10 protein-coding genes are annotated in these 17,582 nt (G+C 43.5%); 5 read left to right on the top strand and 5 right to left on the bottom strand.

Annotated features, from left to right (window positions below):
- Positions 1 to 265: 265 nt before the first annotated feature.
- On the bottom strand, positions 266 to 727 hold the full coding sequence (locus tag G500_RS0105090; RefSeq protein WP_027001800.1) for a hypothetical protein: 462 nt from the start codon (positions 725 to 727) through the stop codon (positions 266 to 268).
- A 183-nt stretch (positions 728 to 910) separates the two neighbouring features.
- Between G500_RS0105090 and G500_RS0105085 the strand changes: the two genes are divergently transcribed.
- Positions 911 to 2,164: an ABC transporter permease gene (locus G500_RS0105085; RefSeq protein WP_027001799.1), complete on the top strand. Its 1,254-nt coding sequence runs from the start codon at positions 911 to 913 to the stop codon at positions 2,162 to 2,164.
- A gap of 91 nt (positions 2,165 to 2,255) precedes the next feature.
- Here the strand turns inward: G500_RS0105085 and scpA are convergent, their stop codons facing one another.
- Entirely contained in the window at positions 2,256 to 4,421 is a 2,166-nt protein-coding gene (scpA, locus tag G500_RS0105080) for a methylmalonyl-CoA mutase (RefSeq protein ID WP_027001798.1), read from the bottom strand.
- Between the two features lie 640 nt (positions 4,422 to 5,061).
- On the opposite strand from scpA, the gene G500_RS0105070 reads away from it, so the two are divergent.
- Positions 5,062 to 9,087 carry a LamG-like jellyroll fold domain-containing protein gene (locus G500_RS0105070; protein WP_027001796.1) on the top strand — a complete coding sequence of 1,342 codons (4,026 nt, stop codon included), beginning with the start codon at positions 5,062 to 5,064 and terminating at the stop codon, positions 9,085 to 9,087.
- Positions 9,088 to 9,186: 99 nt separating this feature from the next.
- Here G500_RS0105070 and G500_RS0105065 read toward each other — a convergent pair whose 3' ends face one another.
- Positions 9,187 to 10,434 carry a nucleoside recognition domain-containing protein gene (locus G500_RS0105065; RefSeq protein WP_027001795.1) on the bottom strand — a complete coding sequence of 416 codons (1,248 nt, stop codon included), beginning with the start codon at positions 10,432 to 10,434 and terminating at the stop codon, positions 9,187 to 9,189.
- A 17-nt stretch (positions 10,435 to 10,451) separates the two neighbouring features.
- The gene (locus G500_RS0105060) at positions 10,452 to 14,030 is read right to left on the bottom strand and encodes a PAS domain S-box protein (RefSeq protein ID WP_027001794.1); all 3,579 of its coding nucleotides are present in this window, start codon (positions 14,028 to 14,030) and stop codon (positions 10,452 to 10,454) included.
- 10 nt (positions 14,031 to 14,040) lie between these two features.
- Here G500_RS0105060 and G500_RS0105055 point away from each other — a divergent pair, with 10 nt between their 5' ends.
- Positions 14,041 to 14,229, top strand: a complete 189-nt coding sequence (locus tag G500_RS0105055) for a hypothetical protein (protein ID WP_027001793.1) — start codon at positions 14,041 to 14,043, stop codon at positions 14,227 to 14,229.
- A 269-nt stretch (positions 14,230 to 14,498) separates the two neighbouring features.
- On the top strand, positions 14,499 to 15,596 hold the full coding sequence (locus G500_RS0105050; RefSeq protein WP_027001792.1) for a tetratricopeptide repeat protein: 1,098 nt from the start codon (positions 14,499 to 14,501) through the stop codon (positions 15,594 to 15,596).
- 47 nt (positions 15,597 to 15,643) lie between these two features.
- Here G500_RS0105050 and G500_RS25635 read toward each other — a convergent pair whose 3' ends face one another.
- The gene (locus tag G500_RS25635) at positions 15,644 to 15,805 is read right to left on the bottom strand and encodes a hypothetical protein (protein ID WP_154657021.1); all 162 of its coding nucleotides are present in this window, start codon (positions 15,803 to 15,805) and stop codon (positions 15,644 to 15,646) included.
- An 85-nt stretch (positions 15,806 to 15,890) separates the two neighbouring features.
- On the opposite strand from G500_RS25635, the gene G500_RS22380 reads away from it, so the two are divergent.
- The gene (locus G500_RS22380) at positions 15,891 to 17,180 is read left to right on the top strand and encodes a chorismate-binding protein (protein WP_051203295.1); all 1,290 of its coding nucleotides are present in this window, start codon (positions 15,891 to 15,893) and stop codon (positions 17,178 to 17,180) included.
- Positions 17,181 to 17,582: the final 402 nt, after the last annotated feature.

Genomic DNA, 17,582 nt, shown 5'->3' with positions numbered 1-17,582 from the left:
AGCCTCGCCCTATTGGGCGTAGTCTCCGACTACGACCTATCAGTATGGCAAATCTTGGATTTGCGTTGTAAGATACCACAAAAATAGCAAAAAACAAATACAAAACGCTGTTTTTTAGCTTTGAAAACCCATCAAATAAAATTTTTCTGTTTAGCCTGTTTTTTAGGGCTAATTAGCCATTTAGTTTAAAGTTATGTAGTCTGAAAAAAGGAACAAAATTAGGACAAGGCAGTACCTTGTCCCTACAGGTCTTACTTTTATGACACTACTTTGTAATCCGAAACCCCAAAATAGCTACCCCACAGGGCTTTTTGCCATCGACAGAAGAAAAATTGAGGTAGTAAGGGGCGGTCTTGTTACATTCAAAGGTTACAGAGTAGTAACTTCTTTTCTTCACAGCATCATAATTAGAAGCCACAATCGCACCCGTAACGTCTTTGAATTGTGCAATTAGCCCCTGCGCCTGCCCCTCCGTACTCGAAATTTCTAAGACATAGGTATTGCCTTTGGTTAGGATACAAGTATAACTTTTATAGGTAGAACAGCCTCTACACGAAGGCTCGATGCGATAACTACGCGAAAGTTGGTATTTATTTTTGGCAAACTGCGTCATGGCTTTGGCTTGAAAGATAGAATCTATACTGCATTGCGCTTGCGCCGTTTGGAGCGAAGCCATAGCAAGCGTAGCGGCTGCAAAAAAGAAAAAGCACATCAAAAAACGTTTCATACCGATTTGGACTATGGGATAAGGAAAACAAGTTTTTACAAACATACAAAACAAAGCCCACTATGGGGTCTTGGATTCGGATTTCGAAGCTAAAATATTGCCAAAAAGAAAAAAAGCCCGCTTTTTGTAACAAGTAAGCAAGGCTCGCTACTAATAAGGTCTCATTTAGACCTATTTCAAGTTATGAAAATTCCTATCGCGATTCGCCTTTTTTGGGAATCCCTGCGCTTTGGCATGGCAGCTTTGCGCGAAAACATCTTGCGCACCGTTCTTTCTCTTTTAGGCGTTACGATTGGCATTTTTGCCATTATCGGGGTGCTGACCTTTGTAGATGCTTTGGAGCGCGGCATCAAAGATAGCCTTTCTTTTTTGGGCGAAAAGGTGATTTATGTGCAGCGCATGCCTTGGATTTTTGAGCCAGACTACCCTTGGTGGAAGTATTTTTCGCGCCCCAATCCGACAATAGAAGAATATGAATTTTTGCGCAAAAGGCTCACTAAAGCCTCTGCCGTTTCGGTCTTTACGGTGCGTGGCGGCTTTACCATCAAATACAAAGAAAATAGCGTTTCGGGGCTTGCCGTACAAGGCATTACGCACAGCCACGCCGAAGTAGCCGACATTCCCGTAGAAGAAGGGCGATATTTTACGCTACCAGAGGCAGATTATTCCGCCGAAGTAGTCATTTTGGGACACACCTTAGCCGCCGAACTTTTTGGTTTGGAAAATCCGATAGGGAAGTTTGTCAAATTGCGCGGCGAAAAGTTTAAAGTGATTGGGATTTTGAAAAAACAAGGCGAGAACCTATTAGATGCGCCAAGCAACGACAACATTTGCATTATTCCCTATTTTACTTACGTCAAAAAATTTGCCTCCAAGCGCGGGGTTTTCCCCACCATTGCCGCCAAAGGCTTTGAAAATGATACCGATTTGCAGGATTTGGAAGGTGAAATGCGCGGTCTGCTACGTAGCTATCGCGGCATTGGAGCTAAACAGGAAGATAGCTTCGCCCTCAATCGCCCAGAAATGTTTGCTAAGTTTTTAGATGGCATTATCGCCGTTCTCACGTTGGCAGGTGCCGTGATAGGGAGTTTTTCTATCTTAGTAGGAGGCTTTGGCATTGCCAACATTATGTTTGTGTCTGTAAAAGAGCGTACAAACCTTATCGGTATCCAAAAATCTTTGGGTGCGCGAAATGAATTTATCTTGTTTCAATTCCTTTTCGAGGCTATCTTTTTGAGCGTTATCGGCGGTTTCTTTGGTCTGATATTGGTTTCGCTGCTCTCCTTCCTCTCCACTGATACTTTTGTCATTGTGATAAACTACGGCAATATTTTGCTGGGCTTAGTCATTGCCCTTTTGATAGGATTGAGCGCGGGCGTAATTCCTGCTTGGATAGCCGCCCGTTTAGACCCTGTGGAGGCGATTCGCTCGAAATAGAGTAGTCTAAATGGAAGCCCTTTCATAACAATTTCCTAACAATTAGGACAAGGCAATGCCTTGTCCCTACTTTTAAGACTTGATAGTTTTTTTACTCGACTTCCAAAAGTAATTTTTCTAAAATCTTCTGCGCCGCCACTGCAATCACCGTTCCAGGACCAAAAACGGCTGCTACACCCTTTTGATACAGAAAATCGTAATCCTTTGGCGGAATCACGCCCCCTGCTACCACTAAAATATCTTCGCGCCCTACCTTTTTGAGTTCCTCAATCAGTTGGGGAATGAGCGTTTTATGCCCTGCCGCCAAAGAAGACGCACCAACCAAATGCACGTCATTTTCCATCGCCATGCGCGCAACCTCTTCGGGCGTTTGGAAAAGGGGACTGATATCGACATCAAAGCCCAAGTCTGCAAAACTTGTCGCAATTACTTTTGCCCCTCTGTCATGCCCATCTTGCCCCATCTTAGCAATGAGAATACGCGGACGACGACCCTCGAGCTGCGCAAATTGATTGGAGAGCTGTTGGGCTTTTACAAAGTCTTCGTTTTTTGCAATTTCTTTCGCATAAGTACCTGAAATTAAGCGGGTTTCTGCTTGAAATCTGCCAAAAACACTTTCCATAGCAGCAGAAATTTCACCCAAAGTAGCGCGAAGCCTTGCCGCTTCTACGGCTAATTCCAACATATTGCCACTCTGATTTTGTGCTGCCTCTTTAATCTTAAAAAGGGCTTTTTGTACGGCTTTTTCATCGCGGTTTGCCTTAATTTCGGAAAGACGCGCAATTTGCGACTCGCGCACAGCCGTATTATCTACTTCAAGTAGTTCAATTTCTGTATTTTCTTCTACCGCATACTTATTCACGCCCACAATGACATCTTTCTGCCCATCGATGCGTGCCTGCTTGCGTGCCGCCGCCTCCTCGATGCGCATCTTCGGGATTCCTGCCTCAATCGCCTTTGTCATGCCGCCCAACTTTTCTACCTCCTCTATCAGCGTCCAAGCGCGTTCTACTAAGGCGGCAGTTAGGCTTTCTACGTAATGCGAACCAGCGTAGGGGTCTATTGCTTTTGTGATTTCTGTATTTTTTTGTATAAAAATTTGTGTATTGCGTGCGATACGTGCAGAAAAGTCAGTAGGCAGTGCAATGGCTTCGTCCAAAGAGTTCGTATGCAAAGACTGTGTGCCGCCTAAGGCTGCCGACATTGCCTCGATGCAAGTGCGCGTTACGTTGTTGAAGGGGTCTTGTTCGGTCAAAGACCAGCCCGAAGTCTGACAATGTGTGCGCAGTGCCATAGATTTTTCATTTTTGGGGTTAAATTGTTTAATCAATTTTGCCCAAAGCAAACGCCCTGCCCGCATCTTAGCCACTTCCATAAAATGGTTCATGCCGATTGCCCAAAAAAAGGAAAGGCGCGGCGCAAAGTCGTCAATGTCCATGCCTGCTGCAATGCCTGTGCGAACATACTCCAATCCATCGGCTAAGGTGTAAGCCAACTCGATGTCTGCCGTTGCCCCCGCTTCCTGCATGTGGTAGCCGCTGATGCTGATAGAATTAAACTTGGGCATTTTTTCGGCAGTATATTTAAAAATATCGGCAATTAGGCGCATGCTCGGTTTGGGCGGATAGATGTAGGTATTGCGCACCATAAACTCCTTCAAGATGTCGTTCTGAATCGTGCCACTCAATTTTTCAGGACTCACCCCTTGCTCCTCTGCGGCTACGATATAAAACGCCATGATGGGAATAACGGCACCGTTCATGGTCATCGAGACGGACATCTGGTCTAAGGGAATTTGGTCGAAAAGCACTTTCATATCCTCTACCGAATCGATGGCTACCCCTGCCTTGCCTACATCTCCTACGACACGTGGGTGGTCGGAATCGTATCCTCTGTGTGTAGCCAAATCGAAAGCAACGGAAAGCCCCTTCTGACCTGCTGCCAAATTGCGCCTATAAAAGGCGTTAGACTCTTGGGCGGTAGAAAAACCTGCGTATTGGCGAATTGTCCAGGGGCGCACCGCATACATAGTGGCATAAGGTCCGCGCAAAAAAGGAGCGATACCTGCGGCAAAGTCAGGGTGCAAAAGCGGCTCACTGTCCAAAGATTGATAATAGGGCTTGACCTGAATCTGTTCGGCGGTTTGCCAAGTAGGGATAGAATCCATATCTGCCTGATAGAAAGGCGTTTGGGCTGCCTCTTGCCAAGCCTTTTCTATGGCTTGGAAGGGAATTTGGGTCAAATCGGGAGTAGGCATAGCATTAGAAAGTATGTTTTCGCGCCCTAAATTTCGCTAAAAAAATACGATTCTGCAAACGCAAGCCCAAAGCAACCTACAAATCTTGTAACTTATCCTTTGGCATAAAGAAAATGGGCAGTATTTGGTTTGGAGCGGATTCTCTTTTTCACGCAAGCCAACACTTTTTCAATACTTTTCGCACCTTTTGTAACGTTTGTAAGGAAATAGCGTAAAATCTAAAAACTTCTTAAAAGGAGCAGGATAGGGATAAAAAAAAGATTTTGGGTCAAAGTCCTTTTTTTAGAACCTTTTTTCTTTTTTTCCAAGAAAGAGTATAATTAAAACGATATGCACTTGCTTCTTATCGCTATTGTTGCGTACCTTTGCAGTATTCTTTCGAATGCCCCCTCTTCTATCGTTTTTAACATAGGGTTAGTCGAACTTTTCTTGGTTAATACAAACAATAGCATTACTTTTAAGCCAGCAATCACCACTATTTTATCGAACGCACAAAAAGAATTTTTCCGTTTTTCTAATGGAAAACACAAAACCCTTTTCTCTCCCTATTCCAACTCTGAAAAGATTGAATTTCCAAAATCTGACACGCCAAATACTTCTACAAAATGACGCTACTTTTACTCTTAAATCCCCTTTCTTTATGTTGAGGCTACATCGCTTACTCTACTCCTTACTTTTTCTGTTTGTTCTGCAAATAGGAACTCTCTTATCTCTACAGGCGCAAATTGATACGCGCTTCTGGTTTGCCGCACCCGAAGTAACCGCAGGTCATGGAGACCAAGACATTCGCTTGTATCTAACAGCTTACACACAAGAGGCAACGGTAGTTATTAGCCAACCTGCCAACGGAGCCTTTGTACCGATTGTCGTAACAATTCCAGCTAACACTGCCCAACAAATAGATTTGACAGGGCGCAAGTTTGAGATAGAAACGCCAAGAGCCATAGACCCTGCCTCCACCGCAGCAACAAATTGGGATTACACCATCAAGCACCGCACAGGTATCCTGATAGAAGCTACCGCTAAAATTTCTGGTTACTATGAAGTTGTGCGTAACAATAACCCCGACATTTTCGCCCTCAAAGGTGCAAACGGCTTAGGAACAGATTTTTATGTGCCTATGCAAACAGCATGGAATCATCAAAACAACTTAACGCCTAATGGACATTCAGGTTTTATCATTGTAGCCACAGAGGATAACACCTTAGTAACCATCAATAATACACGCGCCATCAAGGGACACGCAGCGAACTCTACTTTTAGTATTACCCTAAATAGAGGCGAAACCTATTGCGCTGCCGCCAATCAGCCTTCTGCGGGAAACGCGCCTTTCGGCTCACGTGTAACTTCTAATAAGCCCGTAGCCGTTACGGTTTATCATGATTCCATTAACAGTGGTGCAGGCGGCTGTTATGACTTGGCAGGTGACCAGATTGTGCCTGTGGATATTTTAGGTACAGAATATATCATTATGCGTGGTACTTTGGGCGTGCCAAGCAATTCTCAAGATGAAAAGGTATATATTCTGGCAATAGAAGACGGCACTACCATCAACATCAACCGCGACGGTACTGCCTTAGCAGCGGTGAATCTCAACCGGCAACAGCAGCACACTTTAAATATGCCCATGGGAAGTATAAGGGCTTATATTACTTCCAATAAGCCCGTTTATGTGCTTCACTTTTCGGGCTATGGCTGTGAAACAGGTTGCGCCTTAGTGCCGCCTATTGAATGTACAGGCTCGCGCAGGGTTAATTTTATTCGTTCTACAAATGAAAGTTTTAGTATGACCTTGCTTGTCAAGAACGGTTTTCATGATGATTTCAAAATCAATGGAACAGCCGTTCCTGCCAGTGCTTTTACCTTTGTACCCGGCACTTCTAATGTCTGGCGTTCCGCTCGCATAACCTTAGACGGCACTGGGGCTTATGCTACTGCCAGCAATAACAGCATCCCTGTGGCGGGTAATGTAATAGAAAACGACAGCGCACTCTTTCACATGGGCTTGGTAAATGGAGGAGCTTCTACAGGCTGTAGGTATGGTTATTTCTCGTCTTTTAATGCTCTTAATTTAGGTCCTGATATCAACATTTTCTATGGGACAAGCGTCCTTTTAGATGGGGAAACTTTCGGCGCGTTAGATTACCTTTGGACACCGGGCGGACAAACTACACCTCAAATTACGGTACAGGTACAACGGACTACAAACTATCAAGTAGCCGTCAATGTAGGGGGTTGTATCCTAACAAGTTCTATTTGTGTGGGAACGGTGCAATACGTCTGGACGGGCGACCAAGACGATAACTGGTTTAATATCAATAACTGGAGTCGTCCTTGTGGCGTAGATGCCCTGCCTGATTGCAATACAGATGTTGTCATTCCTGCCCAATTAGAAGGCATACCCATTACAAACTTTCCGCTTATCCGACCTGACGGCTTAGTAGCTCACCCCGGCGCAGCCACAGGAGATGCCTTTGTCCGCAACCTGACGATAGAAGCAGGCGCACAGGTCAATTTGCACCCTACACTAAACTCACATTTGCACATTTGCGGCGATTACGACCAAAAGGGTCATATCGGCATGCCCGCAGGCACGACAATAGAATTTCAAGGTAGCGCAGACCAATTCTTCCGCCGTGCCAATACTGCTACAGGCGAATTTGCAGATGTAATTATCAACAACCAAGACCCTACTTTCCCACGTGTAAAAGTAATGGGTACGAGTGAAACAAACTTCTTGGTAGCACCTTACGGCACACTTCATTTTCAACGCGGTGTTCTGCAAACAGAAGACTTAAAAGAGGTAGTTGTTAAAAATTCTGCACCTAACGCCATCACAGGCTACCCACTGACCAACACCACAAATGACAGATTTGTAGCAGGGCGTTTGCGCCGTTCTACCAATCCGCTGGGTTCGTATGATTTCCCCGTTGGTTTAGCCGCAGAAGACGCAGGAACACCGACCATACAAGCTGCCTATACGGGAAATTTTGTAGGGGCAAATACAGGCACAGCAGTTCCTTTTTGGAAAAATAACAATTTTGCAGCTTGCTTAGGGCAAACGGGTAATATTGTAGCAGACTTTTCAGGTACAAATTCTACCAAACATGGACAACTACCCAATAGCACCATCATCTTAGGAAACAACCCAAGAACCATTGAGATGTGGGTGAATGTAGATGGAGGACTTCCCGCAAATACTCCTATCTTTCAGTTTGGAAACCCGACAGTACAAAATGGCGCATTCTCACTCAGAAGAAACGGTGATGTAAACGTTGGACGTTTTATAGTGGATTTTGGAGGAGGTATTGTAACAGGGTTTACAAATATACCCGGTAGTAATGTGGGGTGGCGACATTTTGCTGTCGTTTATGACGGAAGTAGGGTAAAGGTCTATATGGACGGCATCTTACGCATTGATGTAGCAAAATCAAGCTCTGATATGAATACCCTGTTGGGAACTGCCTACATCGGTCGTTACACCGCCTCCAATGGTACAACGAATCATTACCTGCGTCGTGAGGTCGACAACGTCCGCATCTGGAACTACCCACGCTCGCAATCTGAAATTGCCACAAGCCTTTGCACCACTTACGGTTGTATTCAACCCGTCGGACTTATTGCAAGCTATGACTTTCAAGAAGGCGCAGGTACGCAATTCAACTACAAAGTTCCTTTCTGTGGCATTACCGACTTTATGTATGAACGTGCCAACATCAACTTCCAAACCCCACTTACCGATTCCGACAACCTCTTGGCTTATTTCAATCGTTATGTAGCAACGCCGGGCGCAACTGGTCAAATTGACATTTGTCAAGCCGACTTCGATGTTTGTGATGCCTTAGACCACGGCTTTTGGGATATTTCCTCCTACAATGGTGCAACCAAAACCCCCGGAAATGCTTATTATATCGGAACGTTCTACAATAGCGGCTATAATGCCCCTCCTTGTGGTGCAACCGAAGGGCAGGTTATGAAGCGTACCGCCAATACAGACCCTTGGCTTATCACAACACCCGGACAATGTATCAATAATAGCCTCGATGCTACAGCACGCGGACAAATGTACGGCTTTTCGGAATTTGGTATTGCGCTTACCTTAGACCCTATTATTCTGCCTGTGGAATGGCTCGAAATACAAGCACGCCCATTGAGCAGCAATATTTCGGTACTTTGGGACTTAGCTTCTGAAAAAGATGTAGCCCGCTATGATGTGCTGCGCTCGGAAGATGGTCAGAACTTCCGCTTTATCGGCAGTGTCTTGGCTGATGGTAGTTTGCGATACAGTTTCCTCGACCAAGAGGTACAGGTAGGAATCCGCTATTATTATCGCATCAAAGAAATCACGACCAATGGCATGGAAGGCTCTTTGAGTAAAATCGTTTCGGCGGAATTAGAGGGTAGTCAAGCAGCAAGTTTCAAAGTCTATCCTAATCCTTCCGAAGGCTTGCTCTACATAGATTTTGCAGGTAGCGAATGGCAAAATATACCCGTTCAGATTACCCTTACCAACGTCGTGGGTGCAAATGTGATGGAAACGGCTTACGAACTACCTAATAACAATTCCCAAAAAACACTTAGTTTGGAAGGACTGGCAAAAGGAGTTTATTTCCTAACCCTAACGACACCACTGCAAAAACAAACGATTAAGATTCAAAAGCAATAACAGAAAACGCGCCTTTGAGAAAATCTTATGACTTAAATAAACTATCAAAAAAGAGAAGGATTAAATCCTTCTCTTTTTTGTTTCTGCCCTATTTGCTTGCTAAAAAAATAAGTAGGCAACCCAAATAGCTGCTATCACACCCACCAAGTCTGCAAAAAGACCGCACAAGACTGCATAACGCGTATTCCTAATTCCTACCGAGCCAAAATAGACCGCCAAAACGTAAAAAGTAGTTTCGGTAGAGCCTTGCAAAATACACGCCATGCGACCGATAAGCGAATCTGCACCATGTGTCTTCATCAAATCCACCATCAAACCGCGTGCGCCCGAACCGCTCAAAGGCTTCATCAGTGCCACAGGAAGAGCCTCTATAAAAGATAAATCCATTTTGAGGTGAAAATAATCGCTTGTGTAAGCAACCAAAGTGCGCAAAGTAGAAAACAACAAGTCCATCGCACCCGAAGCGCGAAACAAGCCAATGCCTACCAAAATTGCTATCAAATATGGTACAATTCCTATCGCAACATGAAAGCCCTCTTTCGCCCCTTCTATAAAAAGTTCGTAAGCGTTGTTTTTTTTGAACGCCGCAACTGTTACAAAATAAACCATCACAGCACACAAAATAAAACCACTTATTGCAGCCGTAAGACGCTCTATTTCAGACTTTTCTACATTCAAAACGCCATAAATAATCAATGCCACAAGTAGGGAAATGCCGCCCAGATAGAGCAAAAGAATAGGCGAAAATAAGTTTATTTTTTGAAACAAACTAACAATAACAATTCCCGCAAAAGTAGAGAAAAAGGTAGCAATTAGAATAGGTAGGAACACGTCGGCAGGGTTTGCTGCCCCCAACTGCGCCCGATAGACCATAATACTCACAGGAATAAGGGTTAGCCCCGAAGTATTGAGGGTTAGAAACATAATTTGCGCCTCGCTTGCCTCTTGGGGTTTCGGATTTTCGGCTTGTAGCTCTTTCATCGCCTTCAAACCCAAAGGCGTGGCAGCATTATCAAGTCCGAGCATATTGGCAGCTAAATTCATCACCATAGCACCCATAGCAGGACTATTTTTAGATAAAGTAGGAAAAAGTTGAGAAAATAAAGGCGCAATTAGCCACGATAATTTTTCTATAATTCCATTTTTCTCTGCAATTTTCATCATTCCCAACCAAAAAGCCATCACACCCGTTAGGTATAGCGAGAGTTCGAAGCCCGTCTTCGAACTCTCAAAAGTGCTTTGCAGCATCAGATTAAAAACCTCCATCTCACCCCAAAATAGAGTGCGCAACAATGCCGTCAGGAAAGCTATCAGAAAGAAGGCTATCCAAATATAATTTAGTATCATATTTTTTGTTTAAAAAATCATTTGTTTTTAGAAACCGCCTGTATTGTCTTTTTTTCCTGCAAAAAGTTGGGCAACTCTACAAAAAAGGTAGTCCCTTTCCCTACTTTGCTTTTAAAAGAAATACGTCCGCCCAATTTCTCTACTGCCTGCTTAACGATATAAAGCCCTAAGCCCGAACCTTGCTCTTGGCTTTGGTCATTGGCACGGAAAAACATAGAAAAAAGGTGCGGTTGAGCAGCCTCCAAAATGCCAATGCCATTATCGGCTACCTGCAAAGATAAGCGTTTTTCGGTTACTCGCATCTTAATTTTGGCATAATGCGTATTTTTATTAAAATCTTGATACTTTATTGCATTTGAAATAAAGTTTTTTAATATAATTTCTAATCTTAATTTATCACCCCAATAAGGCACTTCCTGTTGAATTTCTGTTTCTATGTGTAATAAATGTGCCTGTTTCATAAATTTTAAATCTTCGCAGGTTTCTTGTACTAATTTATTCAAATTGATTTCAAGATATTCTACTTCCTGATTTCCATTTTTAGAATAGTCTAAAATGGCATGTATAAATTCGTCTAATTTCAAGACCATTGAACGAACCATGTCTAAATAACTGTAAATCTGGTCTATATTTTTACTATCACGCTCGGCATCAATGACATTGAGCAACCCCAAGATTGAGGTTAGGGGTGAGCGCAAATCGTGTGAGGTTTTATAGACAAAATGGTCTAACTCCTCGTTGGTGCGCTGCAAAGCCTCTAAGGTCTGTGTTAATTCAAATTCTGCTTGCTTTTGTTCAGAAATATCTACCAAAAAAAGTACATAAAAAGCAGGTTCTTCTTCTATATTTCGTACCAAAGACATCGTAAGTTTGACCCAAAGCAAGTCGCCGCGCTTGGGAATCAGGCGAACAAGCAGCGTAAAACGCTCGATACTGCCCTTTGTAAGGCGTTTGAGCTGCGGTAAATACTGCACCAAGTCGGGCGGATAGAGCAAATTTCGGAATTTTTCTATGGAAAGTTCAGAAAGTTGATAGCCCACCATTTGCGCCAAACGCTCATTAAAGGTAGCCCATTCCAAATCAAGCGAAAGGTGCATCACGCCAATGCTCGCCTGCTCGAAGGTAGAACGAAATTTAAGTTCGCTTTCTGCCAATAAAACCTGTGTGGCTTTTCGCTCTGAAATGTCGCGAAAAATGGCGATAAAACGCCCCTCATTGCTTCGTTGAGAAGCGGAAGTGGCAGGCAAAGATTGATTAGAAACCTGCGTATATTGCAATAGACATTCGGTCTGTAAATCAATTTTAAACCTTGTTTGAAGCGGCAATTCAAAAAGCACTTCGGGCTGACTTTCATGGCGCAAACGCTCCAAAGCCTGATAAAAAATAAGTTGCCACCTTTCGGGAATAAGGTCTAAAATCGTCTTCTCACTCATCTCTGCCTCGCCATAATTGAGCGTATCTATTGCACCTTTGTTGAAATATTGCAGTTTGGTGTCGGGATTTTCAAAGATAAAAACGCAATCTTTAGTCGCATCTAAGGTCTGTTTGAACTTGGCTAAGGAGCGCAAAAGCTGATTTTTTTCTGTCAGATTGCGAATCACAATTAAATAACCCAACCTTTCGCCCTCGCCAAAAACCATTTCTTGCGTGCCTTTTACAGGGGCAAGCACGTTTTCAGTTTCTATAATTTGCCCTTCGGCAGTTAGATAAGGCATTTCATAATGCTGCAAATCTTCTGCTAAATTAGAAATCGTATTGGTATGATTCCGATAGCGGGCTATCATATTTTCGAAACGGCTTTCTTCAAAAGGCGAAATCAGAAGCGACTCGATGGAAGTGCCAATGAGAGCCGTAAGCGAATAGCCAAAGAGTTTTTCGGCGGCAGGGTTTGCCCAAACCACTCTTTTTTGGGTATTGATGAGCAAAATCGTTTCGGGAATCCCATACAAAATCGAGCGCATCAGATTTTCTGTGCGCTGCAAAGACAATTCTACGCGCTTTTGCTCGGTAATGTCGGTATCAATTCCATTGGCGATAACAGGCTTGCCCTTGTCATCATACAAAATCTTGACATCGGTTCTGACCCAACGCAAATCGCCGCCGCTGGTCTTGATGCGATACTCATACGAACAGGGTTTTCCCGAAAGGAAAAGATTGCGATGATGGGAAACCAAATCTTGGTCGGCTTGCCAAACGGTTTCAAACCAAAGCATCTCTTGGCTCAAAATCTGCTCGGCACGCACCCCATAAAGCCTTTCTACGGCATTGGAAATGGCGATATGACGCTGCGTTTGAAGGTCTATAGACCAAAAAACGTTGTCTAAGGACTGAAAAATATTTTCTATTTCTTGTTTTGCTTGCTCCAATTCGCGCTGGTTTTTTTTCTGAACGCTAACATCGGTTACAGAAACCACAAATAAAAGCTCTGTTTTTTGTGTATTTTCTTTTAGTGTTTCTTCCCAATCGCTGCCTTCTACCCAATCTGAATTGATAGGGTTGAATTGTAATAAAGCCGAAAAAACTTCGCCTGTACGCTTGAAAAGCCTACATTCTGCCCCTCCTTGTGGGCTTTCGGAAATGTATTTCCAAACCCATTCCACCTTTTGTAGCACCGAAAGCGGCTCGGCTTTCTCTTTGGGCAAAGGCAGAAAATCCCAATACGGTTTCCCTACCAAATCCTGCGGACGGGTATAGGCAAAAAGCTGACAAAAAGCCTGATTGACGCGCCTAATTTTGAGCTGGGCATCTACCACACAAAGCCCAATTTTTACACCCTCGAAGACCGCCTGCGTTAGTTGCTGACTCTGTTTGAGATGCCACTCTGCCATTTTCTGATGGCTCAAATCGCGCATTACCGCCACATATACAGGTGCGCCCCCCCATTCTGTTTGGCTAACGGCAACGTGCAGCGGAAAAATTGTCCCATTCTTGCGCACCCCTTTTAGTTGCGTTTCTGTGATGGTACGAAGGCTACTCCAGCCTGTGGTCAGATGTAAGTTTTGTAGTGAAAATTCTTCATTTTGAAACAAAAAACCAATGCTTTTGCCTATAATTTCCGAAGCCTTGTAACCAAATAGGTGCAAAAGGGCAGGGTTGCAAGTCAAGATTCTATTTTGGCTATCAGTGGTAAGAATCCCATCAGCAACCGTCTGAACGATAGAATGAGCAACTTCGGTAGCTAAAAGTGAAACAGGTACGGGATTTTCTTGCGGCTTCGATACAAAATTTTCCACCTTTCCGATAGCATAAAAAAGTTCGTCTTTGGGTAGTACCTGCCAATGTAAGATTTTATCCTGAAAAACCATCTGAAAAGCATAAACAGAAGGCGCATCAAGCTCGAAAAAATGCTGCAATTTGGCAAGTTCGGAAGGCACAATCAAATCACTTATGTTTTTGGCTACCTTTTCGCGCACATCTGGGTCTGAGGAAGTGTCGGCGAAATAAGAAGCCACTCCAAATAATTCACACACGAAATCATTATACCCCAATAACAGCCCCTGACGGTTGCAAACCCAAATGGGAGCTGCTACTGCATCAAAAAGCGACTTAAAAAAGGCATCTTCAAACAAGGAGTTCGAAGTGGGATAAATAGGCATAAGCGAGCGTTTGAAAAAACGTAAGCAGAGGGTAGGATTTTTTTGGAAACAACAAAAGGCGGAAAGTAGGTATGAGAAAGAAGCCGAAAATTACAAAGCCCTTAGCGATTTTGTGTTCAAGCCGCGCCCCAAGCCTACTCAAAAAGGCTCTCCTGCCTGCAAAAGTTGCACAAGGGAAAGGCGCGGCGGCTTCGAATGACACTCTAAAATTACACAAAAAAAGAGAAGTCGCCAAAAGCGAAGCCTTATTTTAACGCAATTTATAGACGCGAGTTTTTTTATTTTTCAAAAACCCAAATTTTATTTTGGTACTTTGCCAAAGTCTATCTCTTTGCTAAAAAAGGATAATTCGAAGTTTTGATAAAAAAAACAAAGTAAAGCTCTCCGCTTTATCAAAAATATTTTTATTTTTGTATGTTTGCAGCGCATTAAATTTCTTTTATCCTGATGCTTTCAAAACTTTCTCTTATGTCAAGAAAAAAACAAATTTTCACCTATCTACTGACCGCTTTCCTTTTTTTCGCTGCCAAGCCGCTTTTGGCGCAAAGCCAAGCCGATAAAGACGAAGCTGGAAAAAAAGTGTCAAAAGCCATCGAGCTAATGGACAAAGGCGACTTTAATACCGCCGAAGCCCTTTTGAAAGAAGCCACCAAACTCGAACCCGATAATATTTATATCGCCTACGAAACTGCCGCCCTCTACTATCTTAAAAAAGACTACCCAAAGGCTATCAAACTTTTAAAGAGCCTGCTCAAAAAAAGTGAAGCCGACGATTATTTCTACCAACTTTTGGGCAATAGTTACAGCCTAAACGGAGAACCCGATAAAGCCGTCGATATCTACGAAAAGGGAATCAAAAAATTTCCAAATTCGGGCAAACTTTACCTCGAAAGAGGAAACATAGAGATGATGCGCGAAAATTATGACGAGGCACTCGTTTTCTACGAAGAAGGCATCAGAGTAGAGCCAAGTTTTGCTTCCAACTATTTTTGGGCTGCAAATCTTTACTGCCATAGCAACAAAGAAGTTTGGGGTATGATTTATGGTGAAATCTTTTTGAACATGGAGCGCAACACAAAGCGTACCCAAATAATAAGCGAATTGCTTTACAAAGTATATCAAAGTGAGATTAAATTAGAAAAAGATTCCCTATCTGTGAGCTTTCATAGCAACGTAGCAACCATCGATAAGAATAAAAACTTAGTCGGTCTTAGTATGTTCGCCATAGAAGTTTATGAGCCACTTTTGGCAATCGCTATCCTTTCTGAAACCGAAATTAGTTTGGCTTCGCTGCACCGTATTCGCAGCCGATTTAGCGATATGTACTTTGAAAAGGAACATCATAAAACCTATCCCAACCTGCTTTTTTCATTCCACCAAGAACTCAAAGAAAAAGGATTTCTCGAAGCCTATCACTATTGGCTGCTTATGCACGGCAATTTTGATGAATTTGAAGCGTGGAAAAACAAAAACGAAGCCCAATGGGATAGTTTTGTAGAATGGTTCAATGCTAATCCTTTGAATATGACGAAGGAAAACAAATTCCACCGAACTTTATACAAATAAAACATAAATAAAACTTATTTTTACAAAAAGCCGCTTTTGCCTGATTTTCAGTTGGGCAGAGTGTGGCTTTTTGTCGTTACCCAAACAGGCGGACGAACCGACCAATAAATAGATAGATAAGCCGCCTCATTTTTGGCTTTATTGGAAAAGGCAAACTCTTTTTTTATGTAACTTTGCAGCCTTAGCTTGCGTTTTATAGGAAGTTTCAAAAATATTTGATAGTTTTGAAAGTAGCCGCTCCTTCTCTTTCAGGGGCAAAATTCAAAAGGCTCTTGTTTAAAAAAAAGAATTTCTATGAAAAAGCCCCTCTTTTTTCCGAAAGCCCAAACCGCCTCTTTACAGCATCACGACCAGCCCTTTGACCCCCAAACGGCTCAACTCGATTTGCCACGCCTACTCCAAACGGCATTGGTGCAAAAACATGCCGTTGCGCTTTGGCGAAAACCGCTACCCCTTCCGCCCAAAAATGGAACGCATTTAGCTGCCCCCAGCGAAGTTGTCGAGCTTTTGATTTCTTTTGCAGCCCCCCTGCCCAAGCGCAAAATGGACTTAGAGGAGCTAACAGAGGGCTTTGTTGTCGCTCCTTTCGAGGAACAAGAAGAGGTCTTTTTTTTGGAAAAACATCTTTTTTTTAGTTCTCAAAATAGTTTTTTTCAAGTAGAAAAAGGCTTTGAAGCTGAAAAAATTGCGTTTTGGAAATGCTATCAAGAACTTTCCCAAAGGGCTGCGCCCCCTACTTTTCCCTATCACCTTGCCCAAAAAGCAACGCGAAACGCGCCCACAGAAAAGGCGCAATATCTACAAACCGTAGCACGCGCTATCGCTGAAATGCAGCAGCCCGAACCCAATTTTGAAAAAGTTGTCCTTTCGCGTACCAAAAAAGCACCACTTTCCAAAGATTTCAACCTTTGGCAGCTTTTTCAAAAGGCTACACAAACCTATCCACAAGCCTTTGTCGCTGCCATCTCCCTGCCAAAAATCGGAACTTGGTTTTGTGCCACCCCCGAACTGCTCATCAGTCAAGACCAAAAGGGCATCTTCCGAACTATCGCCTTAGCAGGAACGCAACCTTTTCAGCCGCATACCCCCCTTTCAGAAGTCCTCTGGAGGCAAAAGGAGATTGAGGAGCAAGCGATGGTCAGCCGCTACATCATCAACTGTTTCAAAAAAATACGATTGCGCGAATTTTCGGAAGTAGGTCCGCGCACTGCCGTTGCAGGAAACCTGATGCACCTGCGCACCGATTTTGCCGTAGATACGCAAAAGGAGCGTTTTCCACAATTAGCAACGGTGATGCTCGAACTGCTGCACCCTACCTCTGCCGTCTGCGGATTGCCAAAAGATACGGCACACCATTTTATCAAAACTGCCGAAACGCACAAACGAAACCTCTACTGCGGCTATTTGGGAACTGTCCATTTGGGCAAAGATGCCGACATCTTTGTCATGCTGCGTTGCATGGAACTCTTTGAAAATGAGGCACTTCTCTATGCAGGAGGCGGAATTACTGCCGACTCAAAGCCCGAACAAGAATGGCAGGAAACCGAATTTAAGACCCAAACCCTACTCAAACTTCTTTCCTAAGCAAAACCGAACCGTCGACGAGGCTGTTAGCCGTCGGCGAGGCTTTTTTCCTGTAGCGCGAAGCTCCAGCTTCGCCTTTCAAACCATCGACAAGATTTTTTAACTTTTTTGACCCCCGAAAACAAAAAGACCCTTAGACGTTAAAAACATCTAAGGGTCTTTTTTTGAAACCGTCGACGAGGCTGTTAGCCGTCGGCGAGGTTTTGTTTTTTTAGCTTTACGAAACCCCAAAGACTTCGCAAAAAAGCCAAACTTCTCAATCCTTGTTTTAATGGAAGAGGGTTTTAATCAGGGGGCGAGAGAGGAGGGACGAGGGAAAAGCCAAATGAAATTCCCCTATTCTCTCATCTCTAAACTCTCACCCAGTCGCAATCCTTGTTTTAATGGAAGAGGGTTTTTAAG

It is taken from the genome of Hugenholtzia roseola DSM 9546 (assembly GCF_000422585.1).
Taxonomy (GTDB): domain Bacteria; phylum Bacteroidota; class Bacteroidia; order Cytophagales; family Bernardetiaceae; genus Hugenholtzia; species Hugenholtzia roseola.
The sequence above is the reverse complement of the archived record's forward strand: the minus strand, read 5'-3'. Positions and strand labels throughout refer to the sequence as shown.